This is a genomic window from Micromonospora saelicesensis (genome assembly GCF_900091575.1).
Classification (GTDB): Bacteria; Actinomycetota; Actinomycetes; order Mycobacteriales; family Micromonosporaceae; genus Micromonospora; species Micromonospora saelicesensis.
In genome coordinates, this window is sequence record NZ_FMCR01000008.1 from 289,316 (window position 1) to 315,334 (window position 26,019).

The following is a 26,019-nucleotide window of genomic DNA, read 5'->3' on the forward strand; positions in this document are numbered from 1 at the left end:
CGCCGGGACCAGCCTGAGCGGCTTGGAACCGCACTGAACTGCGGAAACGGTGTGTTCGGGCTGGCCCGGCCGGCCGGCGGCGTCGAATGCCCTGATTGCGGTGCGCGAGCGTGCTATTGCACTGGGTGATCGTCCTGCGTAGTCTCCCTCGGTGGGGAGGCCGGGATGCCGCTGCCAACAAGTCCTGTCATTCGACGTGCACGTCTCGGCGCAGAATTGCGCCAACTTCGTCGGCGCGAGTCGCTGACCCTGGAGCAGGTCTGCGACCGGCTGGGCTGGGCCTCGACGTCGAAGCTGTCCCGCATCGAGCTGGGTCAGAGTCGCCCGGACCTCGCCGACGTGCTCGATCTGCTGGATGTCTACAAGGTGCCCACGCCCGCCCGGGAGGCGCTGATCGTCATCGCCCGGGACGCGGCGACCAGTCGAGGCTGGTGGAAGACGCTGGGCGAGATGAGCGAACGGCAGCGCACCTACGCCGAGTTGGAGGCCGGCGCCGCCGACATCGTCGAGTACCAGCCGTCGGTGGTGCCGGGACTGCTCCAGACGCCCGCGTACGCCCGGGTGTTGGTCACCGCCGGCGCCCAGCTCACGCCGGAGGTCGACGTGGAGGCCGAGGTGCGCGCGAGGGCACTGCGGCAGGAGGTGCTTCGGCGGGCCTACCCGCCGCGCTACACGGCGGTGCTCGCCGAGGCCGTCTGCGACCCGGGTGACCTGCCGGTGGCGGTCTGGCGTGAACAGCTGCGTCATCTGGTCGCGGTGACCGGCCTGTCCCACGTCACGGTGCGGCTGTTGCCACGCGGATCGGCCGGTGGCGGGCTGCATCCGCTCACACCGTATTCCTGCTACGCCTTTCCCGACCCGGCGGACCCGCGCACGGTCATGCTCGAGGCGTTGACCACCGACGTCCGGTTGGCCACAGTGCTCGACGTGGACCGCTACGAACGGATGACCGGGGCGCTGCTGGCCGCGGCGCTGTCACCGGAGGAGACGGTCACCGTGCTGGCCCGCCGCGTCGGCGAGTAACGGTTGACGGGGTGCCGACGGTGACGCGCCGCGCGGCCACCGGGCCCGGCGCCCCCGAGCCCGTCGGGACCGGCGGCCGGCGCGTGCGCCCGGCACGATAACCGTGGGGTACGACAGCTCGGCTCAGGCCGGTACGTCGAGGAAGTGCTCGACCACTGGCGGTCCCGCGAAGTGCGGCCCGATCAGCGCCCGCCACTTGTCGAACCGTTCGGTGGCCCGGAAGTTCTTCTCGTGCGCCTCGACCGAGTCCCATTCGACGAGCAGCACGAAGCGGCTCGGTGACTCGATTCCTCGGGTCATCCGCACGGACCGGCAGCCGGTCGCTCCGGCGAGCACCGGGTGACCCTCGGCGTACGCGGCGGCGAAAGCGTCCTCGTGTCCGGGTAGTACGTCGATCAGCGCGACCTCAAGAACCATGCCGGACAGCCTCCCACGGCGGTCGGGGCCGGCGGTGTCGCGGGTCTGTGCCGGACCACTGCCTGGACTCCGCCTCGGCTCGACCGAGGGCGTTGACACAGACCCTAGGGTGGCCTCGTGATCATCGACTGGCTCACCGGCACCGCGTTTCGGGTGGCCGGTACGGGCACCACCTGGGCGGAGCTGCTGGGGTTCGCGACCGGTGTGCTCAACGTGTGGCTGGTGGCCCGGCAGAAGATCGCCAACTGGCCGATCGGCATCGCCAACGTTCTGCTGCTCATGGTGCTGTTCTGGACCGCCGGGCTGTACGCCGACGCGGGGCTCCAGGTCGTCTACGTCGCGCTCGGCTGCTACGGCTGGTGGCACTGGCTGTTCGGGGGCGAGCGGCGCACCCGGCTCACGGTCAGCCGCACGGGGCGGCGGGAATGGCTGGCGCTGGCCGCCGTCGGGCTGCTGCTCACCGGTGCGCTCTGGCTGCTGCTGGACCGGGCCACCGACTCGACGGTGCCGCTGCCGGACGCGTTGACCACGGCGCTGTCCCTGCTGGCCACGTATGGGCAGACCCGCAAGCGGGTGGAGAGCTGGTGGCTCTGGATCGCCGCCGACCTGATCTACATCCCGTTGTACGCGTACAAGGGGCTGCACCTGACGGCCGTCCTCTACCTGGTCTTCCTCGCCCTGTGCGTACTCGGGTTGCGGGCCTGGCGCGCCGACCTGCGTCGGGCCGACCGGCCGAGCGCGGTCCCGCCCGGCCCGGCCCCGGTCACCGCGTGAACGCCGAGACGTCCGGCCGTGCGCCGGCACCACGCGCGCCGGCCCGCTCGGCGGAGTTCGGGCACGGGATGGTGGTGGGCAAGTTCTATCCACCGCACGCCGGGCACCACGCGCTGATCCGGGCCGCCGCCGCCCGCTGCGCCGAGGTGACAGTCGTCGTGGCGCCCTCGCGTCGGGAGTCCATTGCGCTCCCGCTGCGCCTGGACTGGCTGCGCGAGGTGCACGCGGACACGCCGTGGGTCCGTTTCGTCGGCCGGTACGACGACCACCCGGTGGACTACGCCGATCCGGCGGTCTGGGACGCGCACTGCGCGGTGTTCCGCGAGGCGGTCGGGTCGGGGTCGGTGGACGCGGTCTTCTCCTCCGAGGCGTACGGCGCCGAGCTGGCGCGCCGCTTCCACGCCGTACCCGTGTCGGTGGATCCGGATCGGCGGACCGTGCCGGTGTCCGGGACGGCCGTGCGCGCGGACCCGGCGGGTCACTGGCGGTGGCTGAGCCCGCCGGTGCGGGCGTGGTTCGTCCGGCGGGTGGTGGTGGTCGGGGCCGAGTCGACCGGGACCACGACGATGGCGGCGGCGCTCGCCGGGCACTACGGCACGTCCTGGGTGCCGGAGTACGGCCGGGAGTTGACCGCGCGCAAGCTGGCCCGGCTGCGGGAGCGAACGCCGGAGGCGACCGTCTTCGACGTCTCCTGGGACCGGGATGACTTCCGCGCGGTGGTCCGCGAGCAGCAGGCGGCCGAGGACGCGGCGGCCCGGACGAGCGGGCCGCTGCTGGTCTGCGACACCGACGCGCGGGCGACGGCGGTGTGGGAGGAGCGCTACCTGGGCAGCACGTCGGAGGAAGTACGGGCGGCGGCGCGTCGGCCGGCGCTGTATCTGCTGACTGATCACCGGGGGGTGCCGTTCACCGATGACGGTCTGCGCGACGGTGAGCACCTGCGGGCCTGGATGACCGAGCGCTTCCGGACCGAGCTGGCCGGGTGCGGGGTGCCGGTGGTGGAGTTGGCCGGATCCCACGCCGATCGGTTGGCCCGAGCGGTGCGGGCCTGCGACGACCTGCTCGCCGCAGGCTGGTCGCTCACCGACCCGATCGCCGCACCCGATATGCACTAGCCTCCTAGGAAGCCCTAGCGGGTGTGACACGGCGAACGGTGTCCGGCGCCACCGGATGCCCGGGGTGTGATCACGGGGCGTGGTGGGCAACAATGGTCAACGAGGAGGGGAGTATTCCCCCGCAACGGAGTCGTCAGCACGGTCGATCGCCGGAACCACGGCGGCCCGACCCGGCCCCGTAGGTCGCCGCCCCGCACCGGGGCGACGGCGGAAGAGACCTCCGACAGTCACCAGAGTGAGCGACAGCGGCACGCCGGCTCCCGCAGGGGCGTACGGTGTGCCCGACGCCGCGTGTCTGCCGGAGGAATGAACGTTGGACGTGTCCGGATTGGTGTGGGCGGGGACGCTTGTCGCACTGACTGCGGTCCTGCTCGTCGACCTGTTGATCATCGGTCGGCGTCCGCACGAGCCGAGTGTGCGGGAGTCGAGCCTCTGGGTCGGCTTCTACGTCGGCCTCGCCCTGCTCTTCGGTGCGGGTGTCTGGCTGACCTCCGGGGCCAGCGCCGCCGGCCAGTTCTACACGGGCTGGCTCACCGAGTACAGCCTCTCGGTCGACAACCTCTTCGTCTTCGTGATCATCATGGCTCGCTTCGGGGTGCCCCGGCAGTACCAGCAGAAGGTGCTGCTCGTCGGCATCGTGCTGGCGCTGGTGATGCGCGGCGGGTTCATCGCTGCGGGTGCGGCGCTGATCACGCAGTTCTCCTGGGTCTTCTACATCTTCGGCGCGTTCCTGATCTACACCGCGGTGAACCTGGCCCGGCAGGGTGAGCCGGACGAGGACGAGTTCTCCGAGAACGTGCTGATCCGGTGGAGCCGCAAGGCGTTGCCGATCTCGAAGGACTACGACGGCGCGAAGCTCACCACCCACGTGGCCGGCAAGCGGCTGTTCACCCCGATGCTGATCGTGATGATCGCGATCGGCACCACCGACCTGATCTTCGCGTTGGACTCGATCCCGGCGATCTTCGGCATCACCCAGGAGCCGTACCTGGTCTTCACCGCGAACGTCTTCGCGCTGATGGGCCTCCGGCAGCTCTACTTCCTGCTCGGTGGCCTGCTGGACCGGCTGATCTACCTGAGCTACGGCCTGGCCGTCGTGCTCGGCTTCATCGGGGTCAAGCTGGTGCTGGAGGCACTGGCCGACAACAACCTGCCGTTCATCAACGGTGGCGAGCACGTCGGCTGGGCGCCGCACATCCCGATCTGGTTGTCGCTGCTGGTCATCATCGGCACCCTGGGCACCGCCACCGCCGCCAGCCTGATCAAGTCCTCCCGGGACCGGCGTCGCGAGTTGGCCGACGCCCGACACTGACCGGTCACCGGCCGGGTGCGGACACGCGCCCGGCCGGTGAAGGGCGTGTGTCGCCCTAGACCCGGTGCGCGCCCACCAACGTGGCGGTCCGGTCGGCCGGCAGTTCCTCTTCGATGACCCGCCGCCGCCGGTAGCAGGCGTGCAGCATCCGGCGCTGGCCGTCGTCGCCGGGGACGGCGGTGACGATGCCGATATGGTGGATCTTGCGGCCGGGTCGGGCGAAGAAGTAGAGATCGCCGGGGCGTTCCGCGCCCAACGACAGCGGGGTGGTGGCCACGGCCTGGTCGTCGGCGTCGCGGGGCAGCAGCACCCCGAACCGCCGCCAGGCCAGATGGACCAGCCCCGAGCAGTCGATGCCGTGCGCGGAGAGACCGCCCCAGATGTAGACGACGTCCAGCAGGCGCTGTGCCACCGCGAGCGCCTGCTCGGCGGTCGGCGACGCGGCCGAGGACGGGACCAGGTGCCCGTCCGGCAGCCAGAGCGGCGTGGCCCGGCCGGGGACGTGTACCGGCCGCCAGTCGTCGAGTGTGGGGCCGGCCGGGACGAGCCGGGTGCCGACGACGACGCCGGGCAGCGCCACCGGCCCGTTCGGGGCGGCGTGCAGCCCGGTGACCGTGGCGTCCACCACCAGCGGATGATCGATGCTGGTGTGGGCCGGGTCGGGAACGGCCAGTTGCTCGGCGGGGAGCCAGCCTGGGTAGCCGCGGGGGTCCAGCTTGGCGGCTGGTTGTTCGACGGCGACGACCCGGGCCCAGCCGTCCGGGCGTAGCTCGCTGATGAGGACCCGTTCGCCGAGCAGGAGTTGGCTCAGCACGCAGTCGCCGACCTGCTGGTCGGTGTCCATGCCCGAGACCCAGGTCCGGATGTCGGCGCCGGCGGTCAGCGCCGGACGGTCGACCGGGCGGACTGCCTCGGGGGAGGTCCACAGCGTCGCCACGGCGACCCGGACGACGGCCTCGCGGCCCGGTTGCAGCTCCACGTCAACCCCCAGATCGTGTCGGCTGTCCAGGGGAACCCTATGAAAGAAACCGACGGTCATCAACCACGAGTCTGCACTTTTGCTTCAGCGAGGCCGGAGATGCCCAGGCCAGGGGCGTCCGGCAGCACCACGGTCGCCCCGTCGTAACGGATGCCACCCTGCACCGGTGACCAGGCCAGCCACCAGGCGGCGTCCAGGTCGGCGACCGCTGTGGTGCCGTACGCGGCGACCAGACTCGCCGCCGCCCCGATGCCGACCTGGCTCTCCATCATCGAGCCGACCACAGTGCCGAGCCCGTGCGCGGTGGCCAGGTCGAGGAGGGTACGGGCCGGATGCAGCCCACCGCACTTGGCCAGCTTGACGTTCACCAGGTCGGCGGCCCGGCGACGGATCACCTCCACCAGGTCACGAACCCCGAAGACCGCCTCGTCGGCCAGGATCGGCACGGACACCCGGTCGCTGACCCAGGCCAGCCCGTCCAGGTCCCAGCGGGCCACCGGCTGCTCGACCAACTCCACGTCGAGCCCGGCGTCCTCGATGCCGCGGATCACCCGGACCGCCTCCCGGGGCGTCCAGCCCTGGTTGGCGTCCAGCCGGATCCGGGTGCCGGGGCCGACGGCTGCTCGTACCGCGCGCACCCGGTCCAGGTCGCCGGCCGCGTCGGTGCCGACCTTCAACTTGAGCACGCCGAAGCCGTCGGCCTGCCGCTGCCGTGCCGCGGCCGCCAGGTCCACCGCGTCACCCGCCGCCAGCGTCACGTCCGTCGGGACCCGCAGCGTGGTGCCCCCGAGCAACCGCACCAGGGGTACGCCCAGCCGCCGCGCGGCGAGGTCGTGCAGGGCGACGTCCACTGCGGCCTTCGCGGCCTCGTTGCCGACCACGGCGCGCTGCACCTCGGCGCAACGGGTCACCAGGTCGTCCGGGTCGCGGCCGATCAGCTGTGGGCCGAGCAACTCGCGGACGCACGCCTGCGCGCCGGCCACCGACGCGCCGGTGACCTGCCAGACCTGGGGCGCCTCACCGAAGCCGGACCGGCCGTCGCTGTCGACAAGCTCGACGACCAGGGTGTCCACTGTGGTGGTACGACGTAGCGCGGTGACGAATGGGGTGTGTAAGGGGGCGGAAACCCGGTGGGTGCGTACCGCCGAGATCGTCATGTGAGGCACCCTATACGGAGGTTCACCGCGGGAGGGGAGACCGGATGACCGGGCAGGGCTGGGAGCTGGTGGGTGCACCGAACGCGCGTGACCTGGGTGGGCTCGTCGGCGCGGACGGGCGGCGGGTCCGGGTCGGCCAGTTGATCCGCACTCCGGCGCTGGGTCGGCTGACCGACGAGGACCTACCGGTGCTGGCGAAGCTGGGGCCGGCGTGCGTGGTGGATCTGCGCGACGCCTCGGAGATCGCGGTCGCGCCGGAGGACCGGTTCGCCGGTGAGCCACGGGTGGTGCGCCTGCCGGTGCACGACGCGGAGCATCCGGTCTTCACGTACGTCTCGGCGGTGCTGCTCGGTCACGACCTGAACGCGTACGCGGAGCTGGCCCGGCAGGGCACGGCGGGGGCGATGGCGGCGATCTACCGCTGGTTCGTCACCGGTGAGTCGGCGCGGGTCGGTTTCGCCGAGGCGGTGCGGCTGGCGTCCCGGCCGGAGAATCTGCCGCTGCTCTACCACTGCTCGGCCGGCAAGGACCGCACCGGTTGGCTGACCGTCATCCTGTTGACGGCGCTCGGGGTGGACGAGGCGGCCATTCGCGCCGACTACCTGCGCAACAACGAGCTGACCGACAGCCTGCGGGCGGTGATCGTCGAGGCGATGCGCCGGCGGAATCCCGAGTTGGACGTCGACGCGGTGTTGCCGGTGCTGGAGGTCCGCGCCGAATATCTCGACGCCGGTTACGCCGAGGTGCGTCGGGTGCACGGCTCGTTCGACGCGTACCTGCGCGACGGGCTGGGGCTCACCGACTCCGACCTCAGGGCGTTGCGGGCGCAGTTGCTGGAGTGACAGGTGCCTGCGGGGGTGCGCCGAGGCGGGCGGCCAGGCCGGTGACGATCAGTGCCTGGCCGGCGGCGTAGGTCGCCATGACCAGCACCGGCGCGCCGGGTGGCTGGGCCACCTCGGCCACCCCGGCGGCGATCAGCAAATCGGAGCCGAGGAAGAGCGCGGCGCCGAGACCGACCCGCCAGCCCTGGGTGGCGGCGGTGCTCGCCATGGCGGCCAGCGCGATGGCGTAGCCGGCCACCGGTACGGCCAGCCCGACGTCGGTCAGCCCCGCCCACATCCAGGTCAGCGCGACGACGGTCAGCACCGCGTACCCCAGGGGGACGGCGACCAGCGGCGTGCGGCGCAGCGCGGTCGCGGCGCCGTGTCGGGTGAAGGCCGCGAGGTAGCAGAGATGCGTGCCGAGGAAGCAGGCCATGCCGGCGAGGAACCAGCCGGTGCCGTCGATCATGAGGGCGACGTCGCCGCCGGTGGCGAAGGCCAGCGCGGCGAGCAGCAGCCGGTCCGGTCGGGCCGCGCGTTCGGCGCTGACCCGCCAGAGGTACGCGGCCAGCAGCGGCATGAGCAGCGGCTTGGTCAGTAGGAGGGCCAGGCCGCCGCCCGTGGCGTTGGCCAGCAGGTTCGCGGCCGTCACGACGAGGAAGGCGATCAGCACGGTGCGACTGCGGGGCATCTGCGGCTCCGGGGTGGGGGTGCCGAGCAGCTTAGCCGCAGTCGGGGGCGCTGGCCTCGCCGCCGAGGCTGTCGGGTCAGAGGTGGTGGCGGGCGGCCCAGACCTGCGCCGAGATGTGCGCGAGCAGCAGGCAGGCGTCGTCCTCGACCTGGTCGTCGCCCCCGGCCAGCTCGGTGGTGGTGCAGACGGCGATGAGGTACGGCGGGGCGTCGTCGGGCAGCACCACGCCGGCGCCGTGGCGCACGCCGCGTACCCAACCGTTCTTGTGCGCGATGCGGGTGCCCTCGGGCAGGCCGGCGGCGAGGTCCTCGCGGTGTTCCTGGGCGAGCAGGACGTCCAGCATGGTGGTGCAGGCGGCCGGTGAGGCGAGTGGGCCGGGGGTGTCGGCCCCGGTGGCCAGGGTGCCGAGCAGGGCGGCCAGGTCGGCGGCGGTGACCGTGTTGGTGATGCCGGCCTCGCGGGCGGCGAAGTCCTCGATGCCGCGGCCGGTGACGCTGTTGCGGGCACCGGCGAGCGCCCAGACCTCGGCGACCGCGGGCAGCCCGACGTGGCCGAGGACGAGGTTGGTGGCGAGGTTGCTGGAGCGCACGATCATCCGGTCGGCCAGCCAGCGCAGCGACGCGGTGCCGCCGATGCGGTCCCAGACCGCGTCGTCGTTGTCGTAGGACTGCGCGTTGGCGAAGCGGGGCGCGCCGGGCTGGGCGGAGTCGAAGTGGTTGACGACCGGGACCGGGGCGTCCAGGTCCAGGGTGCCGGCCTCGGCGGCGCGGTGCAGCGCGGCGAGCACCGCCACCTTCATGGTGCTCGCGGCGTAGTGGCCGGCGTCCGCGTGGCGGGTCCAGGTCGGCGGAGCGGCGAGCCGCCCCACGTACGCGGAGACGGTGCCGGGCACCCGGTCCAGGTGGGCGTCGAGATCATCCCAGGTCATGCCGGTGACCGTAGCGGATCAAGCGGGGGTGGGCTCGGGTAGCCGTCGGGGGAAAGACGACGGGCGCGTCGGCCGCAAGCGGCCGACGCGCCCGGTGTCGGGTGCTGGTGGGTCAGCCGGCGTGCTTGCGGCGGGCGGTGGCCCGGCCCCGCAGCTGCTGGTCGAGCACCACCTTGCGGATGCGCACCGTGGCCGGGGTGACCTCGACGCACTCGTCCTCGCGGCAGAACTCCAGCGCCTGCTCCAGGGTGAGCTTGCGCGGCGGGACCAGCTTCTCGGTCTCGTCGGAGGTCGACTGCCGCATGTTGGTGAGCTTCTTCTCCTTGGTGATGTTGACGTCCATGTCGTCGGAGCGGGAGTTCTCCCCGACGATCATGCCCTCGTACACCTCGGTGGTGGGCTCGACGAAGAGCTGACCGCGCTCCTGAAGGTTGGTCATCGCGAAGGCGGTGACCGCGCCGGCCCGGTCGGCGACCAGCGAGCCGTTGTTACGGGTGCGCAGCTCGCCGAACCACGGCTCGTACGACTCGAAGACGTGGTGCAGGATGCCGGTGCCCCGGGTGTCGGTGAGGAACTCGGTGCGGAAGCCGATCAGGCCGCGCGCCGGCACCAGCCACTCCATCCGGATCCAGCCGGTGCCGTGGTTGACCAGCTGCTCCATCCGGCCCTTGCGGGTGGCGAGGAGCTGGGTGATCGCGCCCAGGTATTCCTCCGGGGCGTCGATGGTCAGCCGCTCGACCGGCTCGCAGGTCTTGCCGTCGATTACCCGGGTGACCACCTGCGGCTTGCCGACGGTCAGCTCGTAGCTCTCCCGGCGCATCTGCTCGACCAGGATGGCCAGCGCCAGCTCGCCGCGGCCCTGCACCTCCCAGGCGTCCGGCCGCTCGGTGGGCAGGACCCGCAGGGACACGTTGCCGATCAGCTCCTTGTCGAGCCGGTCCTTGACCATCCGCGCGGTGACCTTGGAGCCCTTGAGCCGGCCGACCAGCGGCGAGGTGTTGGTGCCGATGGTCATCGAGATGGCGGGCTCGTCGACGGTGATCAGCGGCAGCGCGACCGGGTTCTCGACGTCGGCGAGGGTCTCACCGATCATGATCTCCGGGATGCCGGCGACGGCGATGATGTCGCCCGGGCCGGCGGTCTCGGCCGACGTGCGCTCCAGGCCCTCGGTCATCAGCATCTCGGAGATGCGGACCCGCTGGGTGCTGCCGTCGGTGCGGCACCAGGCCACCGTCTGACCCTTGTTGATGGTGCCCTGGCGGACCCGGCACAGCGCGAGCCGGCCGAGGAACGGCGAGGCGTCCAGGTTGGTGACGTGGGCCTGCAACGGCGCGCCCTCCTCGTACGAGGGTGCCGGGATGGTGTCCAGCAGGGTGCGGAACAGCGGCTCCAGCGAGGTGCTGTCGTCGGGCACCGAGCCGTCGGCGGGCTGGGTCAGCGAGGCGATGCCGTCGCGGGCGCAGGCGTAGACGATCGGGAAGTCGATCTGCTCCTCGTCGGCGTCCAGGTCGAGGAAGAGTTCGTAGGTGTCGTCCACGACCTCCTTGATCCGAGCGTCCGGACGGTCCACCTTGTTGATCACCAGGATGATCGGCATCCGGGCCCGCAGCGCCTTACGCAGCACGAAGCGGGTCTGCGGCAGCGGGCCCTCGCTGGCGTCGACGAGCAGGACCACGCCGTCGACCATGGTCAGGCCGCGCTCCACCTCGCCGCCGAAGTCGGCGTGGCCGGGGGTGTCGATGATGTTGATGGTGACCGGGTCGGAGCCGTCCGCCGGCAGGTAACGCACGCCGGTGTTCTTGGCCAGGATCGTGATGCCCTTTTCCCGCTCCAGGTCACCGGAGTCCATCACCCGCTCGGTGTTCTCGCCGCGTGCGCCGTACGCGCCGGCCTGCCGCAACATGGCGTCGACCAGGGTGGTCTTGCCGTGGTCGACGTGAGCGATGATGGCGACGTTGCGGAGGTCGGTGCGAAGCTGCATACCCTCTATCTTTCCGCCTGCGCTCGCGCAGGCTGCGTCGGGGTCACCCCCAGGTGCCCCTGATCTATGGTGAAACCGCTGTGCTGGTGGTTCCCCCGGCTGGCATGCTGGCACCCGTGTCCCGGGGGCCTGAGTGCACGACCTGCTGACCTGGGTGCAGGGTCTGCCCACCCTGTGGATCTACCTGGTCGCCGCGCTGATCGTGGCGGGCGAGACCGCGGTGATCTTCGGCCTGCTCGTGCCGGGTGAGGCTACCCTGCTGCTCGTCGGCTTCCTCACCTACAACGGTACCTTGCGGCTCGGGCCGGCGTTGCTCGCGATGATCGTCGCGGCGGTCCTCGGCGATGGGCTGGCCTTTCGCGCCGGACGGCGGTACGGCTCCCGGCTGCGCGCCGGGCTGGGTCACCGGGTCGGGCCGCAGCGGTGGGCCCGGGCCGACGCCATGCTCGCCCGCCTGGGTGGGCGGGGGGTGTTCGCCGCCCGATGGGTGGCTTTCGCCCGGACCCTGGTGCCCCGACTGGCCGGTGCGGCCGGTATGCCGTACCGGCGGTTCGCCCTCTGGAACCTGGCCGGAGTGGTGACCTGGGTGGGCGGCTCGGTGCTGCTCGGTCACCTCGCGGGTGAGTCGTACGACACGGTCTCCCGGCTTCTCGGCCGGGCCACCGGGGTGGCGTTCCTGCTGCTGGCCGGCCTGGTGGGTGTGGTGCTCGTGGGTCGGTGGCTGGGCCGTAACCCCGACCCGGTGCGCGCGCTGCTGTCCCGGGCCGGCGCCCTGCCCCCGGTGCGGTGGCTCACCGCCCGCTACGGGGTGCTGTTCTTCCTGGTGGCCATGCGGATCGGCCCAGCCTGGACGCTGCTGCTCAATCTGGCCGCCGGGCTGCTGCTGCTGTTCGCCGCCGGGCTCGCCATCGCCGGTCTGCTCGCGGTGGCGGTCCGCAACAGTGGGCTGGCCGCGCTGGACGGCGCCATCGCGGGGTGGTTCGCGGCCCGGCGTACCCCGGACGCCGCCGACGCCACACTGGTCGTGGTGTCGGTGGTGCGCGGGTCGGTGCTGATCCTGTTGGTGGCGCTGGTGGCGGCGGTGCTGGCGTGGCGCAACCGACCCTGGCGGGCGGACCTGCTCAGCGTGGTCGGCACGGTGGGCGCGTTCGTGCCGCTGGTGGTGCTGGCCGTGGTGGCCGAGTTGACCGGCCCGAACGGGACCGCCCCGGGCGGCGGTGAGGTGGCTCCGCTCTCGACCCAGAACGCCGTGGTCGCGGCGAGCTTCTGCACCCTGGCGTGGCTGGTGTCGCGCAGCGCCCGCTGGCCGGTGGCGGTGGCCGCCTGGACCGCCGCGGCGGCGGGGGTGCTCGGGATCGGCGGCGCGCGGCTCTACCTCGGACTGGACACGGCGAGCGGGACGGCCGCGGCGGTGCTGCTCGGGGTGCTCTGGACTGTGGTGTTCATGGTCGCCTGGGCGACCCGGGACCGGGCGGTGGGCAACGGTCAACCCCCGGTGGACCAGGCCGCCGGGCGGCCGTCGCAGGGGCACCGCCGCCCGGTCGAACCTTGTTAGGGTGCGGCGACAATCACACGGGGGAGGCAACGGCATGGTTCGACGCACCCATCGGCTGGGCGCCGCGGTGCTCGCCGGGCTTCTGCTGGCGAGCGCGCTGGTCGGCTGCGCCGCGAAGGGGGAGAGCCCATCGGGCCTGGCCGCGCCGGTTGCCGTCACCGACGGGTCGACCGATGCCCCGTCCGACGAGGTCAGCGGGGAGCCGAGCCCGTCGGTGAGTGCCGTGGAATCGATGGGTTCCGCGCCGAGTCGTAGCGCGACCCCGAAGGCGAAGCCGACGAAGAAGCCGACCCGGGCGGCGCCGAAGCCGCGCCCGGTGGCGAAGCCGCCCACCGAGACCGAGGTTCCGCCGGCGCCGCCGAAGCCGGCGCCGAGCTCCTGCAAGCCGACCTACAAGGGCACCCAGGCGACCCGGGCCGAGGTGAAGGCGGCACTGACCGACGCGGCCAGCCGCACCTACTGGCCGGTCTCGGCACCGGACATCAAGATCCCGCTCAACCTGCTCAAGGCCACCGCGTGGCAGGAGAGCGGCTGGCAGTCCAACATCTACGCCTGCGACGGTGGGGTCGGGCTGTTGCAGGTGATGCCGGACACCGCGACCTGGATGAACCAGCGGTTCGAGAAGAGCTACCAGATCGACGACTACCAGGACAACGCCTACCTCGGCGCCACCTACCTGGCCTGGGCGACGAAGTACATCGGCGACATGTACTTCGAGTCCGACTTCCGGCTCGACCCGGCACTGTGCACCAGCGAGCTGAATTCCTGCCTGCTCAACGCCGTCATCGCCGCGTACAACTTCGGGCACGGTGCGGTGGCGCAGGAGGGAAAGCCGCTGGCCATCCCCAACCCGTCGTACGTGCGCAACGTGCGGGCGCTGATGAGCGAGTGCGTCTGCCTGGCCTACTGACCTCGTCGGGGCCGTGGCGGCTTCGCCACGGCCCCGACGAGTCGGTCAGTCGTGCGCGGCGACCGGCTCGGGTGAGCGCGGCGTGGCCTGCACCGGGTCGCGCGTGATGCGGCCGGGCCACCAGAAGCGGTCGCCGAGCAGAAACGCCAGCGCCGGCACCAGGACCGTACGGACCAGCAGGGTGTCGAGCAGGACACCGATGCAGACGATGATCCCGATCTGGGTCAGGGTGATCAGCGGCAGCACACCGAGCACGGCGAAGACCGCGGCGAGCAGCACTCCGGCGCTGGTGATCACACCGCCGGTGACCCGCAGGGCGGAGAGCATCCCGGCGCGGGTGCCGGCGGTGCGGGCGTCCTCCCGGGCCCGGGTGACCAGGAAGATGTTGTAGTCCACGCCGAGCGCCACCAGGAACACGAAGGCGAGCAGCAGCACACCGCTGTCCAGGGCCGGGAAGCCCAGCACGTGGTCGAAGAGCAACCAGGCCGCGCCGAGGCTGGCGAAGTACGACGCGATCACGGTGAGCACCAACAGCAGCGGCGCGAGCAGACCGCGTAGCAGCAGCACGAGCACGGCGCCGACCAGCAGCAGGATGATCGGCAGGATGAGCCGCAGATCCCGGTCGTTGGCCTCGTCGGAGTCGTACGTGGCGGCCACGGAGCCACCGACGATCGCCCCGGACGGGGCGTCGGCGCCGGCGGCGGCCGGCGGCGCGGAGTCGGGGACGGCAGCGACCGCCGCCCGTAGCGCCTCGATCGCGCGGTCCGAGGCGGTGGTGCCGGGTTCGGCGTCGAGGACCACGTCGACCTGGGCGACGGCCGCGCCGGCGTCGCCGGGGCGCGCCGAGGCGACACCGGGTACGGCGGTGGCGGCGTCGGTGACCGCCCGCACCGCCGCCGGAGTGGTGATCACGGCGACGGGTTGGGTGCTGCCGGCGGGGAAGGCCCTGGCCAGGGTCTGTGCCCCGGTCACCGCCTCGGGCTCGGCCCGGAACTGTTCGGTCTCGGACAGGCCGGTACGGATGCCGAGCCCACCCAGTGCCAGCCCGCCGAGCAGCACTGTGGCCAGCGTCGCGACCACCACCGGGCGGCGTTGCACGGCGGCGCCGAGTCGGCCCCAGAGCCGACCCTCGCGCACCGGGCCGCCGACCCGGGGTACGAACGGCCAGAACAGGCCGCGACCGAAGAGCACCAGCACGGCGGGGAGCACGAACAGGGCCGAGAGCATGGCGAAGACCACACCGGTGGCGCACGCCACGGCCAGCGCCCGGTTGGTCTCCTGCTCACTGAGCAGCAGGGTGAGGACGCCGAGCACGACGGTGCCGCCGCTGGCGAGGATGGGCTCCGCGGTGCGGCGCAGCGCGGCGCGCATCGCCGCGAACCGGTCCTCCTCGCGGCGCAGCTCCTCCCGGTAGCGGGCGATGAGCAGCAGCGCGTAGTCGGTGGCGGCACCGAAGACCAGCACGCTGGCGATGCCGGTGACCTGACCCTGTTGGAGGTTGATGCCGACGCCCGGCACGATGACGTCCACCGCGCGCAGGGTGAGCTGCTCGGTGGCGGCGACCACGACCAGCGGCACGATCCACAGGAACGGGCTGCGGTAGGTGATCAGCAGGAGCAGCGCGACCACGGCGGCGGTCACCACGAGCAGCGTGACGTCGGCGCCGTCGAACACCGAGGAGAGGTCGGCGGTGAACGCCGGGGCGCCGGTCACCTCGGCGGTCAGCCCGCCGGGCAGGTCCGCCAGGGTGGCGCGTAGCTGGGTCACCGTGTCGGTGACGACCTCCTGCCCGCCGGCGGTGTCCAGCGGCACGGCGACCAGGGCCACCGCGCCGTCCGGGGAGACCTGAGCGGGGCTGACCTGCCCACCCACCGCGAAGCGGCGCAGGTCGTCGGCGCGAGCGCCGACGCTGGCCCGGTCGGTCTCGCTCAGCGCGCCGCCGTCACCACGACTGATCACCACGATGGCCGGCTGCACGTCGCGCGACGGCAGCTGATCCTGGAGACGTTGCACCTGGGTCGACTGCCACTGCACGGACAGGCCGGTGGCGGAGACCGGCGCCGGGTTGTCCGGCTGGGGTGTCCCGAAGACGGCCGCGCCCACGACGATCGCGGCGGCCACGGTGAGCCAGGCGGCCAGCCGGCCACGAGCGACTCTGGTGAACACAGACATCAGGTGACCTCAAGGTCCTTCGAAAGACGAGTATCTTGATAGCCGAGATTATCCGGGGCTGTTCTATGCTGCAACCCGGGGGACCGACGATGGGAAGAGCGGCGCGAGGTGGCGACTCACGGCATGTACCGACGGCGCGACACGCGCCGCGAGCAGCTGGTCGCGGAGATCACCAACAACCTCCGGCGGTACGCGGTGGACGCCCAGCAGGTCGGCCACGCCTTCGCCAACCTGCACGGCCTCAACCCGACCGACCTGCAGGCGTTGATCGCGGTGATGGACGCCGAGCTGCTCGGTGACCCGATCACCCCCGGCCGTCTCGGCGAGCAGCTGAACCTCTCCTCCGGCTCGGTCACGGCCCTGATCGACCGGCTGGAACGGGCCGGGCACATCCGCCGCGACCGGGACACCGTCGACCGGCGCAAGGTGCTGCTGCACTACGCCGACCAGGGCGCTGCCCTGGCCATGGAGTTCTTCCGGCCGCTGGGCGCCCGCACCGACACGGTGATGGCCCGCTTCAGCGAGGACGAGCTGGAGGTGGTGCACCGGTTCATGGCGGAGATGAGCGAGTCGCTGCGGGGGCACCGCGACGCGGTGCGCGCCGCCCGGCCGGAGTCACCCCGCCGCCCGACGGGCTGACCGGTGCCGGACCTCGTCACCCGCCTCGCCAGCGCCGCGCTGCGCCTGCCACCGACCCGCCCCGGCCTGGTGCGGGTCAGCCGTGACCTCCCGGTGCGGGCCCGCGACGGTGTGGTGCTGCGCACCGACCACTACGCCCCGGCCGTCCGCGGCGCACCGACCGTGCTGATCCGCACCCCGTACGGGCGGGGTGGACCGCTGCGGTTGCTCGGCCGGCTGCTCGCCGCCCGGGGTCGACACGCGGTGATCCAGTCGTGCCGGGGCACCGGCGGCTCCGATGGAACCTTCGCCCCGCTGGTGCACGAGCGCGACGACGGCGCGGACACGTTGGACTGGCTTCGTCGCCAGCCCTGGTGGTCCGGGCGACTCGGCATGTTCGGGGTCAGCTACCAGGGCTTCGCCCAGTGGGCCCTGGCCGCCGACGCCGGCGAGGAGCTGCGCGCCATGGTCGCCGTGGTGACCGCCTCGGCCACCCGCGACTCGACGTACGCCGGGGAGTCCTTCGCCCTGGACACCGTGCTGACCTGGGCGGAGCTGCTGCACGCGCAGACCGTGCCGTGGCTGGCCCGGCAGTGGGAACTCAAGCGCGGACAACCCCGGCTGGCCGCCGCGCTGGAGCACCTGCCCCTGACCGACGCCGACCGGGTGGCCACCGGCGCGACCATCCCGTTCTTCCAGGAGTGGTTGCGCCACCACACCCCGCAGGCCGCGTACTGGCGGACCCGGGTCTTCGCCGACCAGGTCGCGAAGGTGCGGGCCCCGGTGGTCATGGTCACCGGTTGGCACGACATCTTCCTGCCCGCCCAGCTTGACGACCACGCCGTCCTGCGTGCCGCCGGCACACCGCCGCGTCTGGTGATCGGCCCGTGGACGCACGGCAGCCCCGGACTGTTCGTGGCCGCGCTGCGCGAGGGGTTGGCCTGGCTCGACGAGCACCTACCGGCCGCGCCGCGATCGCCCGTCCCGGCGGGACCGGCCCGGCCGCCCGTGCGCATCCATGTCAGCGGCGCCGGCGGCGGCTGGCGGGACCTGCCGGACTGGCCACCCCCGGCGGTCGAGACCGCCTGGCACCTGCAACCCGGTGGCGAGCTGGCAACACGCCCACCTGCCGCGTCGGCACCGGACGCACTCCGCTACGACCCCGCCGACCCCACCCCGTCGCTGGGCGGTCCACTGCTCGTCGCCCAACGGGCCGGCCCGGTCGACAACCGGCGTGTCGAGGCCCGCCCCGACGTGCTGACCTACACCAGCGCCCCACTGACCGCGCCGGTCGAGGTGATCGGCCCGGTCCGCGCCGAGATCCACGTCCGCAGCGATCTGCCGTACCTGGACGTCTTCGTTCGTCTGTGCGACGTGGACCGCCGGGGTCGCTCGTGGAACGTGTGCGACGGCCTGGTGCGGGTCACCCCCGAGCGCTTCCCGGCCGATTCCTCCGGGGCGCTGCGGATTCCGGTGCCGCTCTGGCCGACCGCGTACCGCTTCGCCGCCGGGCACCGACTGCGGGTGCAGGTCTCCGGCGGCGCCCATCCACGATGGGCCCGCAACCCCGGCACCGGGGAGCCGCTCGGCACAGCGGTGACGCTGCGTGCCGGCTGGCGGCAGGTTCTGCACGACCCGGCGCATCCGTCGGCGCTGCTGCTGCCGATCGTCCACTCTGCCCCACCACAACCTCCAATTTGAACAGACCCCTCCTGAGCTGGGCGTTTGCCGAAACTGCGGGCTATGGTTGAGTCAACGCCCGGCGCCGTGCACCAGTAGGCCGGGCTCGCCCCAAGCCCAGCACCGCGTACGCGGTGTGACGTCGTGCCCGGTCCCCGCCTCTCGGAAAGGGGGACCCCATGACCCGGGCCCCGGCTAATCTTCTGGCCGTCCGAAGCCTGCTCCTCACTCACCTCGACAACGCCCCCGGGCCAGACGACCTGGACCCGGGCGAGGTCGGCATCGTCGGCGACTCGGCCCACCGGGGCGGCTACCACTGCGGATCGGACCGGGTCGTCACCAACGACTACTCCGTGGTCGAGTCGCCCCGCGACCGGGCCGGGCTGACCCTCGACGCGGCGGCGCTGGACGTCGGCCAGTTCAATGTCCGCTCCGGTGGCCGTACGAACACGCTGCCCAGCTTCTCGGTCTGGTGCGTCGCCCAGTGCGCCGCGAACGCGGCCGACACCCGGGACATCCGGGAGATCATCTACAGCCCCGACGGCACCACGGTCAGGCGATGGGACCGCCTCGGCAAGCGCACCAGCGGCGACAGCTCCCACCGCTGGCACACCCACTTCAGCTTCTTTCGCGACGCCATCAAGGCGGGCCGCGACCAGCGGCCCCTGTTCCGCCGCTACCTCAGCTCCATCGGACTCCTGGAGGACGACGACATGACCCCCGAAGAACACAACTGGCTGGCCACCGTCCACAAGAACCTCACCGTGCTGGACGGCCGCAACCCGATCGGGCAGATCTACACCCGGATGGCGATGGGTGAGGATGCCACCGTCCCGAACTTCGTCTCGGCGCACCCGACGCTGACGTCGCTCGCCGCCCAGGTGAGCGCGTTGCAGGCGGCGCTGACCGCGCTGTCCAACCGGGACTTCACCGATGAGCCGGCGATCGTCCAGGGCGTCCTGGCCTCGCTGACGCCGGAGAAGATCGCCGCAGCCATCCCGCCCACCATGGCCAAGCAGGTCGCCGACGAGTTGGCCCGCCGGCTGGTCGCCTGAGCGAGGGGCGGCCCGAGGCCGCCGGGCCGTCCCTCTTGGCACTTCCGCAACGACTGTTGGGCAATAGATATTGCGCAAGAGCCGTTGCGGATGCCATTCTGTCCGCATGGACAGCTCCGACGTACGCCAGATCACCGACTCCCGGGTGCTGGCCGCCATGTCCCACCCGCTGCGCCGCCGGCTGATGGACGTGTTCAAGGTCCACGGGCCCTCCACCGTCGGGCTGCTCGCCGAGCGCACCGACCAGGCCCCCGCGAACGTCAGCCACCACCTCAAGGTCCTCGCCGCCGCCGACCTGGTCACCGAGGCTCCCGAGCTGGCCCGGGACCGGCGTGAGCGGTGGTGGCGTCTGGTCACCCGAGGGCTGCGCTGGTCCAACGCCGACTTCGACGCCGACCCGGCCTCCCGAGCGGTCGCCGACGCCGCCACCTCGCTCAACCTGGACCGGCACGTCGCCCTGGCCCGGGCCTGGCACGCCGCCGATGAGGCCGAGCAGGCATCCTGGCACGACGCCGCGTTCTCCACGGACCACTGGCTGCGCCTCACGCCCGAGGAACTGGCCGAGCTGAGCCGCGAGATGATCGGCGTCCTCTCGCGCTGGGCCAACCGGGACCTGCCCGACGACGACGCCGAGCGCCGACCGGTCTTCGTGTTCGTCCACGGCGTGCCGGCGCGACCGTGACCGCCGCCACCCGCAGCGACCCGACCCCCGTGCGCCAGGCCGGTGGGCTGCTGCGGCACCGGGACTTCCGGCTGCTCTGGACCGGCCAGACGGTCAGCAGCATCGGCAGCAACGTCACCACTGTCGCGCTTCCGCTGGTCGCGGTCGCCGTCCTGGACGCCGGCACCTTCCAGGTGGCGGTGCTCACCGCCGCGGCCTGGCTGCCCTGGCTGCTGATCGGCCTGCCGGCCGGCGCGTGGGTGGACCGGCTGCCCCGCCGGCCCGTGATGGTGGCATGCGACCTGTTCCGCGCCCTGCTCTTCCTCAGCGTGCCGCTCGCCGCCGCACTCGACCGGCTCACCGTCTGGCACCTGCTCCTGGTGGCGCTCAGCGCCGGCGTCGCCCGGGTCTTTTTCGAAACAGCCGACCAGGTGTACCTGCCGGTGCTGCTGCGACCCGAGCAACTGCCGGAGGGCAACGCGAAGCTGCACGCCGCCCAGACCGCGAGCTATGTCGTCGGCCCCGGTGTCGCAGGTCTGATCGCCCAGCTCATCGGTGCGGTCACCGCTCTGCTGCTGGACGCGATCAGCTTCCTGGTCTCCGCGGTGTGCCTGCTGCGGATCCGCACCGTCGAACCGCGCGTTCGCCGAGTGGACCAGTCCCGCTCACTGCGCCGCGACATCGCCGAAGGGCTGCGCTTCGTCATCAGGGACCCGTACCTGCGGGTGCTCACGCTCTTCGGCGCGGCCAGCAACATCGGGCTGACCGGCTACCAGGCCGTCCTGGTGGTCTTCCTGGTCCGCGAACTGCGTCTCGAGCCGGGCCTGGTGGGTGGGCTCGTCGGGGTGATGAGCGCCGGCGGGATCATCGGCGCGTTGCTCGCCACCACGGTGGCCCGGCGCTGCGGCACCGCACGGGCGCTGCTGATCGCGGCGGCGCTCACCGGCCCGCCCGCGCTGCTCATCCCGCTCGCCGCACCCGGCGTCGGGCTGGCCTGGCCAGCCCTCGGCGGCCTGCTGATCGGTCTGGGGGTGGCCATCGGCAACGTGGTCAAGGGTGCCTTCCGGCAGACCTACACGCCGCACCACCTGCTGGGCCGGGTGACGGTGAGCATGCATCTGCTCAACTACGGCACGATCCCGCTGGCGGCCGTGCTGGCCGGTGCCATCGGCGCGCGTTACGGCGTCCAGACGGCAATTGTCGTGATGACCGCCTGGCTGGCGTTCACCCCGTTGATTCTGCTGGTAGGGCCGATCCGGAGGCGGCGGGACCTGCCCGCCGCCCCGGCGGCGTCTTGAGTGCGCTGCGACGGCGGCCGGAGACCGGCCGCCGTCACCGGCACGGAGCTACATCGGGCGGACGTTGTCCGCCTGCGGACCCTTCTGCCCCTGGGTCACCTCGAACTCGACCTTCTGGCCCTCGTTGAGCTCCCGGTAGCCGCTCGAGGCGATGGCGGAGTAGTGGACGAACACGTCCGGCCCTCCACCGTCCTGCTCGATGAAGCCGAAGCCCTTTTCCGAGTTGAACCACTTAACCGTGCCGGTTGCCATGCATCTCTCCCTGTTCAAAGCGGCTGACCCTCGGCCTCTGGCCGATGATCGCCCGTACCTGTTCGACAGTAACGGGCAAAACCCCGATCCGCTGGCCGAAGTGCCGTAGGTATTTAACCGAACTCGGGTGAACTCTGCGCGGCGGCATGCGAAACCCGCCCCGACCAACCGCCGCTGGGGCATGCTTGCGCCGATGAGAGATGCCGCAGCCGACGCGCTGACCGAGCTGGAACGCGAGATCCATGCGCCCGGCGCCGGTCTGGACCGGCTCCGGTTGGTGCCCACCCCGTTCGTCCCCGAGGTGCGGCTGCACCTGGCCGAGGACGCGATCGTCTGGTGGGCCCGGATGGAGGCCGTCGCCGGACACGCGCTGCCTGCGCCGTACTGGGCGTCCGCCTGGGCCGGAGGACAGGCCCTGGCCCGCCACCTCCTGGACCACCCGGAGCTGGTCGCCGGCCGCCGGGTGCTCGACCTCGCCGCCGGGTCCGGGCTGGTGGCCATCGCCGCCGCGCTCGCCGGCGCCGCGGAGGTGATCGCGAACGACATCGACCCGTACGCCGTCGCCGCCGTCAGACTCAACGCGCGGGCCAACCACGTCGCCGTCGACGCGACCGGGGACGACCTGCTCGACAGCACCGAAGCGAAGGTCGACCTGGTCGTCGCCGGAGACGTCTTCTACGACCGCGCGATGGCCGACCGGATGCTGCCCTTCCTACAGCGGGCCGCCGCAGCAGGTGCCGACGTGCTGGTCGGCGACCCCGGCCGCGGGCACCTACCGACGGACCGCCTGACCGTGCTGGCCGCCTACCCGGTGCCCACCACCGAACCGTCGGTCGACTCGTCGCTACGCCACGTGCAGGTGCTTCGTCCCGCCTGAGGCGGACCCTGACTCAGGGGCGACCCCGAGGCGGATACCAGGGGTCACTGGGGGCTACGACCCGATGTCCGAAGTGGCGCTACGGCCATAGCGTCGACGCATGACGCAATGGCTGGCCCAGATCGGAGAACTACCCATTCTGCTGCTGATGGGTGCGCTCGGGCTCGTCATGCTCTTCGACGCCGTACCCCTGCTGGGTGTCCTCATCCCCGGCGACGTCGCGATCCTCGCCGCCGTCGGCGTCGGCCGCCCGAGCACCGGGCTGGCCACCTTCACCGCGGTGCTGATCGGCTGCCTGGCCGGCTGGTCGCTGAGCTTCCTGGTCGGCCGTCGCTACTCCGACCGACTGCGCGACAGCCGCGTCGGCGGCTGGATCGGCGAGGCCCGCTGGACAGCGGCCGAAGGAATCCTGCGTCGCGGCGGCGGCCGGATGATGGTGGTCGCGCCGTTCCTGCCGGTCTTCAACGCGCTGCTGCCACTGGCCGCCGGCGGGCTGCGGATGTCGTACCGCCGATTTCTCGGCTGCGCGACGATCGGCGCGGCCGCCTGGGCCGGTCTCTACCTCGCCCTGGGCACCGCGTCGCGGTCGGTGGCCGGGCTGCTGCCGGGCGACCCCAGCCCGCTGCTGGTCACGATGGGGGTCGGGCTGGTGCTGGCCTCCGTCGCGTTGCTGGGGGCGCGGCGGCGGTTGTTCTCCGTCGTTGGCTGAGCTTTCTTCGTTCCGGGGGCGCGGGGTCGCGGGGGGCTCTAGGGCCGGGTTGCGGTGGGTGGGGGCGGGGGCCCGCCGTGCCCGGCTCCGGGCGGTCAGGCTTGATCCCTACGCCGGGCACGGCGGGCCCCCGCCCCCGTCGTGGTTCCGGTTCGTGCGGGGTGCCGCCGCCGTCGGTGGGGTTTGATCTTGGTGGTTCCTGGTCGACGTTGGGTCTTCTGTTTGGTGGTGGGGTGGGGTTTACCAGCCTCTGGCTTTCCACTGGGGGAGGGCGGGGCGCTCGACGCCCAGGGTGCTGTCCTTGCCGTGGCCCGGGTAGAACCAGGTGTCGTCCGGGAGTTGGTCGAACAGCTTGTGCTCGACGTCACCGATGAGCGCCGCGAAGCGCTCCGGGTCCTTGTCGGTGTTACCCACCCCACCGGGGAAGAGACTGTCGCCGGTGAAGAGGTGCGGGGTGCCGGCCGGATCGCGGTAGAGCAGCGCGATCGAACCCGGGGTGTGCCCCTTGATGTGGATGACCTCCAGCGCGCAGTCGCCGACCGCCACGGTGTCGCCCTCGGCCAGCCGCTCCGCCTCGATCGGCAACCCCGACGCGTCCTCGGCGTGCACCAGCGCCCGGGCGCCGGTCGTGGCGACGACCTCCTCCAACGCCACCCAGTGATCCATGTGCTGGTGGGTCGTCACCACGGCGGTGAGCCCACCGTCACCGATCAGTTCGAGCAGCCGGGGCGCCTCGTTGGCGGCATCGATCAGCACCTGATCACCGGTGCCCGTGCAGCGCAGCAGGTAGGCGTTGTTGTCCATCGGACCTACCGACAGCTTGCTGATGGTCAGCCCGTCCAGCTCCCGAACCGCCGGTGCGCCGCCGTGCGTGACGTCTCCGCTGTATGTCATGACGTTTCTATATCCATTCCGGTGGAGTAGGCAGGGGACCGTCAGGGGTGACGGAGAGCGGGGCGCCGTCGGCGCGGCCGATCAGCCAGGCGGCGAGGTCGGGGGCGGGGCCGGCGACGATCGGGGCGTCCACGCGCTCCCCGATCACCACCTCGTGCTCGCTGCCGTCGAGGCGCAGGACCATCGACGGCGGTGTCGGCCCCATGCCGTGATGACTGGCCGCCTCCCGCAGCAGACGGTGAGCGAACGTCTCCGACCAGTCGGCGGCCCGGTAGTCGGCGGCCAGATCGAGGTGGTGCACCTCGATCTCCCGCAGCCGACCCCAGACCAGCAGCGCCGCCGGCCAGGGGCCCTTACGCGCCTGCACGGTCGCCGCCCAGGCGTCGGCCGGCATCGCCGCGACCGCCTCGGAGAACAGGTCCGCGGTGCGTCGCAGGTCGTCCAGGTGCGCGGCTGGTGGCCGGCTCGAACCGGCTTCGATGTCCGCGGTGCGGGCGTCCAACGAGGCGTACATCGGCAGCGCCGCCCCGGTGCGGGCCGCGGTGAGCAGGTTGACGAAGCCGTCGGCGTTGCGCGCCACATGCGCCAGCACGTGGCCGCGCGTCCAGCCCGGCAGCAGCGACGCGGCGGCCAGGTCCGCGGTGTCGAAAGAAGCGGCGGTACGCAGCAGTCGGCTGGTGGCCGCGTCCACCTCGCCCATCAGCAGGAGCGGATCCGTGGTCACCCGTCGACCCTAGCGGTCCGCCGTCGCGCCGTCGCCGGGGAAATCGCTTTCGGCGCGTCGGCGCGCGACCTACCGTCAGCGGCAGACGCGGCACCGGGACATCGGACGGAGGTGGTGATCATGCCGGACGTGGCACGCGTGTTCCGCCATCACCAGCTTCGACACCGATGAGGATGACATGACGATCGATCTGACCGCCCTCGGCTGGGACGCCGAGCGGACGGCGTACGCCGCGCGTCGCGGCGAGCACCAGCCGGGTCGGGTGGCCCGGGTGGACCGGGGGGTCTGCACGGTGCTCACCGCAGTCGGCCCGGTCCGGGCCAGCCTGGGTGGGGCGGTGCTGACCGTCGCCGCGCGGGACCCGTCCGCGCTGCCCTGCGCCGGGGACTGGGTGCTGCTCACCCACTGGCCGGACCGCCGCGTCACAGTGGAGGCGGTGCTGCCGCGGCGAGGCGCGCTGATCCGGCGTACCGCCGGCAAGGACGCCAGCGGTCAGGTGCTGGCCGCCAACCTCGACGCCGCCGCCGTTGTGGAGCCGGTGCACCCCGAGCCGGACGTGGGCCGGATCGAGCGGCTGCTCGCCCTGGCCCACGAGTCCGGCGCCCGGCCACTTGTCGTACTGACCAAGGCGGACCTCGCGGCCGACCCGGCCGCGCTGGCCCGCCAGCTGGCCGCGGTCGCCCCGGGGGTGCCGGTGCTGCCGGTCAGCGCCGAACGTGGCCTCGGGCTGGAACCGCTGCGCGCGGAGGTGACGCCCGGCCGCACGCTCGGCCTGCTCGGCCCGTCCGGTGCGGGCAAGTCGAGCCTGGTCAACGCGCTTGTCGGGGCGGTGATGATGCCCACCCAGGCGATCCGGCGGGTGGACGGCAAGGGTCGGCACACCACCACCTGGCGGGCCCTCGTACCCATCCCCGGTGGCGGTGCGGTGATCGACACGCCCGGTGTCCGGGCGGTCGGCCTGCTGGACGGCGCGGCCGGGCTCGACCGGGCGTTCGCCGACATCGCCGGGCTGGCCGAGGGTTGCCGGTACGCCGACTGCGGCCACGACGGCGAGCCGGCCTGCGCGGTCCGGGATGCGCTGCACACCGGCGAGCTCTCCACCCGTCGGTGGGAGAGCTGGCGGCGGCTGCAGGGTGAGGTGGCCCACGAGAGCCGACGGCGGGAGGCCCGGGTGGCGGCGGAACGACGCGGCGGGTGGCGTTCGGCCCGACGTCGGGCCGCGCGTCCGCCGGCGCCCGGCGGCTTCTGACCGGGCGCCCGCCGACGCGCGGGAGCCCGGGCTTTCGGGTGGCGCGCGTTTTCGGCTGGCCCGGGCTTCCGGGTGGCGCGGCCGACCGGGCTGAGCTGGGGGAATGTGCGGGCGAGGGAAACTGTCGTACCTCGGGGCTAGAGTTGCCGAGGCGTGTTTTCCGCGCC

The 26,019-nt window shown here is 72.4% G+C and carries 25 protein-coding genes; 15 read left to right on the forward strand and 10 right to left on the reverse strand.

The window, feature by feature from the left end:
* Positions 1-165: 165 nt before the first annotated feature.
* Positions 166-1,023 (forward strand): helix-turn-helix domain-containing protein, encoded by an 858-nt coding sequence (locus tag GA0070561_RS29730; protein WP_091407951.1) that lies wholly within the window; start codon positions 166-168, stop codon positions 1,021-1,023.
* A 123-nt stretch (positions 1,024-1,146) separates the two neighbouring features.
* On the opposite strand, the gene GA0070561_RS29735 is transcribed toward GA0070561_RS29730, so the two are convergent.
* Positions 1,147-1,440, reverse strand: coding sequence for an antibiotic biosynthesis monooxygenase family protein (locus GA0070561_RS29735; protein WP_091407954.1), 294 nt, complete (start codon positions 1,438-1,440; stop codon positions 1,147-1,149).
* A 117-nt stretch (positions 1,441-1,557) separates the two neighbouring features.
* Here GA0070561_RS29735 and pnuC point away from each other — a divergent pair, with 117 nt between their 5' ends.
* The 3 genes from pnuC (at position 1,558) to GA0070561_RS29750 (ending at position 4,641) form a co-directional block, all read left to right on the forward strand.
* A complete protein-coding gene (gene pnuC / locus GA0070561_RS29740; RefSeq protein ID WP_091407956.1) occupies positions 1,558-2,214 on the forward strand; it encodes a nicotinamide riboside transporter PnuC in 657 nt (218 codons plus the stop codon).
* Positions 2,211-3,329 carry an AAA family ATPase gene (locus GA0070561_RS29745; RefSeq protein ID WP_244166490.1) on the forward strand — a complete coding sequence of 373 codons (1,119 nt, stop codon included), beginning with the start codon at positions 2,211-2,213 and terminating at the stop codon, positions 3,327-3,329. Before pnuC ends, GA0070561_RS29745 begins: the two co-directional genes overlap by 4 nt.
* Positions 3,330-3,642: 313 nt before the next feature.
* Positions 3,643-4,641, forward strand: coding sequence for a TerC family protein (locus GA0070561_RS29750; RefSeq protein ID WP_091407959.1), 999 nt, complete (start codon positions 3,643-3,645; stop codon positions 4,639-4,641).
* Between the two features lie 55 nt (positions 4,642-4,696).
* Here the strand turns inward: GA0070561_RS29750 and GA0070561_RS29755 are convergent, their stop codons facing one another.
* Together GA0070561_RS29755 and GA0070561_RS29760 are read right to left on the reverse strand one after the other, a co-directional pair.
* Positions 4,697-5,620, reverse strand: a complete 924-nt coding sequence (locus tag GA0070561_RS29755) for a C40 family peptidase (RefSeq protein ID WP_091407962.1) — start codon at positions 5,618-5,620, stop codon at positions 4,697-4,699.
* Between the two features lie 59 nt (positions 5,621-5,679).
* Positions 5,680-6,777: a mandelate racemase/muconate lactonizing enzyme family protein gene (locus GA0070561_RS29760; RefSeq protein ID WP_091407964.1), complete on the reverse strand. Its 1,098-nt coding sequence runs from the start codon at positions 6,775-6,777 to the stop codon at positions 5,680-5,682.
* Between the two features lie 44 nt (positions 6,778-6,821).
* On the opposite strand from GA0070561_RS29760, the gene GA0070561_RS29765 reads away from it, so the two are divergent.
* The gene (locus GA0070561_RS29765; protein WP_091407967.1) at positions 6,822-7,619 is read left to right on the forward strand and encodes a tyrosine-protein phosphatase; all 798 of its coding nucleotides are present in this window, start codon (positions 6,822-6,824) and stop codon (positions 7,617-7,619) included.
* Here the strand turns inward: GA0070561_RS29765 and GA0070561_RS29770 are convergent.
* From GA0070561_RS29770 to typA, 3 genes are all read right to left on the reverse strand, one after another.
* Complete coding sequence (locus GA0070561_RS29770) at positions 7,588-8,289, reverse strand: lysoplasmalogenase (RefSeq protein WP_091407969.1); 702 nt, start codon at positions 8,287-8,289, stop codon at positions 7,588-7,590. The genes GA0070561_RS29765 and GA0070561_RS29770 overlap by 32 nt on opposite strands.
* 76 nt (positions 8,290-8,365) lie before the next feature.
* Positions 8,366-9,217, reverse strand: a complete 852-nt coding sequence (locus tag GA0070561_RS29775) for a serine hydrolase (protein ID WP_091407972.1) — start codon at positions 9,215-9,217, stop codon at positions 8,366-8,368.
* A 112-nt stretch (positions 9,218-9,329) separates the two neighbouring features.
* The gene (typA, locus tag GA0070561_RS29780; RefSeq protein ID WP_091407975.1) at positions 9,330-11,198 is read right to left on the reverse strand and encodes a translational GTPase TypA; all 1,869 of its coding nucleotides are present in this window, start codon (positions 11,196-11,198) and stop codon (positions 9,330-9,332) included.
* A 133-nt stretch (positions 11,199-11,331) separates the two neighbouring features.
* Here typA and GA0070561_RS29785 point away from each other — a divergent pair, with 133 nt between their 5' ends.
* Positions 11,332-12,753: a DedA family protein gene (locus GA0070561_RS29785; RefSeq protein WP_091407978.1), complete on the forward strand. Its 1,422-nt coding sequence runs from the start codon at positions 11,332-11,334 to the stop codon at positions 12,751-12,753.
* Between the two features lie 34 nt (positions 12,754-12,787).
* Positions 12,788-13,663 carry a lytic transglycosylase domain-containing protein gene (locus tag GA0070561_RS29790; RefSeq protein ID WP_091407981.1) on the forward strand — a complete coding sequence of 292 codons (876 nt, stop codon included), beginning with the start codon at positions 12,788-12,790 and terminating at the stop codon, positions 13,661-13,663.
* A gap of 45 nt (positions 13,664-13,708) precedes the next feature.
* Here GA0070561_RS29790 and GA0070561_RS29795 read toward each other — a convergent pair whose 3' ends face one another.
* On the reverse strand, positions 13,709-15,835 hold the full coding sequence (locus GA0070561_RS29795) for an MMPL family transporter (protein ID WP_091407984.1): 2,127 nt from the start codon (positions 15,833-15,835) through the stop codon (positions 13,709-13,711).
* A gap of 123 nt (positions 15,836-15,958) precedes the next feature.
* Here GA0070561_RS29795 and GA0070561_RS29800 point away from each other — a divergent pair, with 123 nt between their 5' ends.
* The 5 genes from GA0070561_RS29800 to GA0070561_RS29820 all read left to right on the forward strand — a co-directional run bounded on the left by GA0070561_RS29800 (position 15,959) and on the right by GA0070561_RS29820 (position 21,147).
* Positions 15,959-16,474, forward strand: a complete 516-nt coding sequence (locus GA0070561_RS29800) for a MarR family winged helix-turn-helix transcriptional regulator (protein WP_091407987.1) — start codon at positions 15,959-15,961, stop codon at positions 16,472-16,474.
* A 3-nt stretch (positions 16,475-16,477) separates the two neighbouring features.
* Positions 16,478-18,154 (forward strand): CocE/NonD family hydrolase, encoded by a 1,677-nt coding sequence (locus tag GA0070561_RS29805; protein WP_091407990.1) that lies wholly within the window; start codon positions 16,478-16,480, stop codon positions 18,152-18,154.
* A gap of 158 nt (positions 18,155-18,312) precedes the next feature.
* Positions 18,313-19,188 (forward strand): hypothetical protein, encoded by an 876-nt coding sequence (locus tag GA0070561_RS29810; RefSeq protein ID WP_091407999.1) that lies wholly within the window; start codon positions 18,313-18,315, stop codon positions 19,186-19,188.
* 106 nt (positions 19,189-19,294) lie between these two features.
* Positions 19,295-19,870: an ArsR/SmtB family transcription factor gene (locus GA0070561_RS29815; protein WP_091408002.1), complete on the forward strand. Its 576-nt coding sequence runs from the start codon at positions 19,295-19,297 to the stop codon at positions 19,868-19,870.
* Entirely contained in the window at positions 19,867-21,147 is a 1,281-nt protein-coding gene (locus tag GA0070561_RS29820) for an MFS transporter (RefSeq protein ID WP_091408004.1), read from the forward strand. The genes GA0070561_RS29815 and GA0070561_RS29820 overlap by 4 nt, the downstream gene beginning before the upstream one ends.
* Positions 21,148-21,195: 48 nt before the next feature.
* Here the strand turns inward: GA0070561_RS29820 and GA0070561_RS29825 are convergent, their stop codons facing one another.
* Positions 21,196-21,399 (reverse strand): cold-shock protein, encoded by a 204-nt coding sequence (locus GA0070561_RS29825; RefSeq protein WP_007462771.1) that lies wholly within the window; start codon positions 21,397-21,399, stop codon positions 21,196-21,198.
* 193 nt (positions 21,400-21,592) lie between these two features.
* On the opposite strand from GA0070561_RS29825, the gene GA0070561_RS29830 reads away from it, so the two are divergent.
* Together GA0070561_RS29830 and GA0070561_RS29835 are read left to right on the forward strand one after the other, a co-directional pair.
* On the forward strand, positions 21,593-22,276 hold the full coding sequence (locus GA0070561_RS29830; RefSeq protein WP_341844886.1) for a class I SAM-dependent methyltransferase: 684 nt from the start codon (positions 21,593-21,595) through the stop codon (positions 22,274-22,276).
* Between the two features lie 100 nt (positions 22,277-22,376).
* Complete coding sequence (locus GA0070561_RS29835; protein ID WP_091408009.1) at positions 22,377-22,985, forward strand: DedA family protein; 609 nt, start codon at positions 22,377-22,379, stop codon at positions 22,983-22,985.
* 240 nt (positions 22,986-23,225) lie between these two features.
* Here GA0070561_RS29835 and GA0070561_RS29840 read toward each other — a convergent pair whose 3' ends face one another.
* Together GA0070561_RS29840 and GA0070561_RS29845 are read right to left on the reverse strand one after the other, a co-directional pair.
* Positions 23,226-23,879 (reverse strand): MBL fold metallo-hydrolase, encoded by a 654-nt coding sequence (locus GA0070561_RS29840; RefSeq protein ID WP_091408012.1) that lies wholly within the window; start codon positions 23,877-23,879, stop codon positions 23,226-23,228.
* A 7-nt stretch (positions 23,880-23,886) separates the two neighbouring features.
* Complete coding sequence (locus GA0070561_RS29845; RefSeq protein WP_091408014.1) at positions 23,887-24,603, reverse strand: maleylpyruvate isomerase family mycothiol-dependent enzyme; 717 nt, start codon at positions 24,601-24,603, stop codon at positions 23,887-23,889.
* A gap of 178 nt (positions 24,604-24,781) precedes the next feature.
* On the opposite strand from GA0070561_RS29845, the gene rsgA reads away from it, so the two are divergent.
* A complete protein-coding gene (gene rsgA / locus GA0070561_RS29850; RefSeq protein ID WP_091408016.1) occupies positions 24,782-25,852 on the forward strand; it encodes a ribosome small subunit-dependent GTPase A in 1,071 nt (356 codons plus the stop codon).
* The last annotated feature ends 167 nt before the right edge of the window (positions 25,853-26,019 follow it).

Excerpts from the sequence above, each read along its gene's own strand:
- GA0070561_RS29830 (WP_341844886.1), top strand. The coding sequence starts at position 21,593 with ATGAGAGATGCCGCAGCCGACGCGCTGACCGAGCTGGAACGCGAGATC.
- GA0070561_RS29825 (WP_007462771.1), bottom strand. The coding sequence starts at position 21,399 with ATGGCAACCGGCACGGTTAAGTGGTTCAACTCGGAAAAGGGCTTCGGC.
- rsgA (WP_091408016.1), top strand. The coding sequence starts at position 24,782 with ATGACGATCGATCTGACCGCCCTCGGCTGGGACGCCGAGCGGACGGCG.
- GA0070561_RS29775 (WP_091407972.1), bottom strand. The coding sequence starts at position 9,217 with ATGACCTGGGATGATCTCGACGCCCACCTGGACCGGGTGCCCGGCACC.
- GA0070561_RS29760 (WP_091407964.1), bottom strand. The coding sequence starts at position 6,777 with ATGACGATCTCGGCGGTACGCACCCACCGGGTTTCCGCCCCCTTACAC.
- GA0070561_RS29790 (WP_091407981.1), top strand. The coding sequence starts at position 12,788 with ATGGTTCGACGCACCCATCGGCTGGGCGCCGCGGTGCTCGCCGGGCTT.
- GA0070561_RS29770 (WP_091407969.1), bottom strand. The coding sequence starts at position 8,289 with ATGCCCCGCAGTCGCACCGTGCTGATCGCCTTCCTCGTCGTGACGGCC.
- GA0070561_RS29800 (WP_091407987.1), top strand. The coding sequence starts at position 15,959 with ATGTACCGACGGCGCGACACGCGCCGCGAGCAGCTGGTCGCGGAGATC.
- typA (WP_091407975.1), bottom strand. The coding sequence starts at position 11,198 with ATGCAGCTTCGCACCGACCTCCGCAACGTCGCCATCATCGCTCACGTC.
- GA0070561_RS29730 (WP_091407951.1), top strand. The coding sequence starts at position 166 with ATGCCGCTGCCAACAAGTCCTGTCATTCGACGTGCACGTCTCGGCGCA.
- GA0070561_RS29735 (WP_091407954.1), bottom strand. The coding sequence starts at position 1,440 with ATGGTTCTTGAGGTCGCGCTGATCGACGTACTACCCGGACACGAGGAC.
- GA0070561_RS29815 (WP_091408002.1), top strand. The coding sequence starts at position 19,295 with ATGGACAGCTCCGACGTACGCCAGATCACCGACTCCCGGGTGCTGGCC.
- GA0070561_RS29840 (WP_091408012.1), bottom strand. The coding sequence starts at position 23,879 with ATGACATACAGCGGAGACGTCACGCACGGCGGCGCACCGGCGGTTCGG.
- GA0070561_RS29765 (WP_091407967.1), top strand. The coding sequence starts at position 6,822 with ATGACCGGGCAGGGCTGGGAGCTGGTGGGTGCACCGAACGCGCGTGAC.
- GA0070561_RS29795 (WP_091407984.1), bottom strand. The coding sequence starts at position 15,835 with ATGTCTGTGTTCACCAGAGTCGCTCGTGGCCGGCTGGCCGCCTGGCTC.
- GA0070561_RS29810 (WP_091407999.1), top strand. The coding sequence starts at position 18,313 with ATGACCCGGGCCCCGGCTAATCTTCTGGCCGTCCGAAGCCTGCTCCTC.
- GA0070561_RS29835 (WP_091408009.1), top strand. The coding sequence starts at position 22,377 with ATGACGCAATGGCTGGCCCAGATCGGAGAACTACCCATTCTGCTGCTG.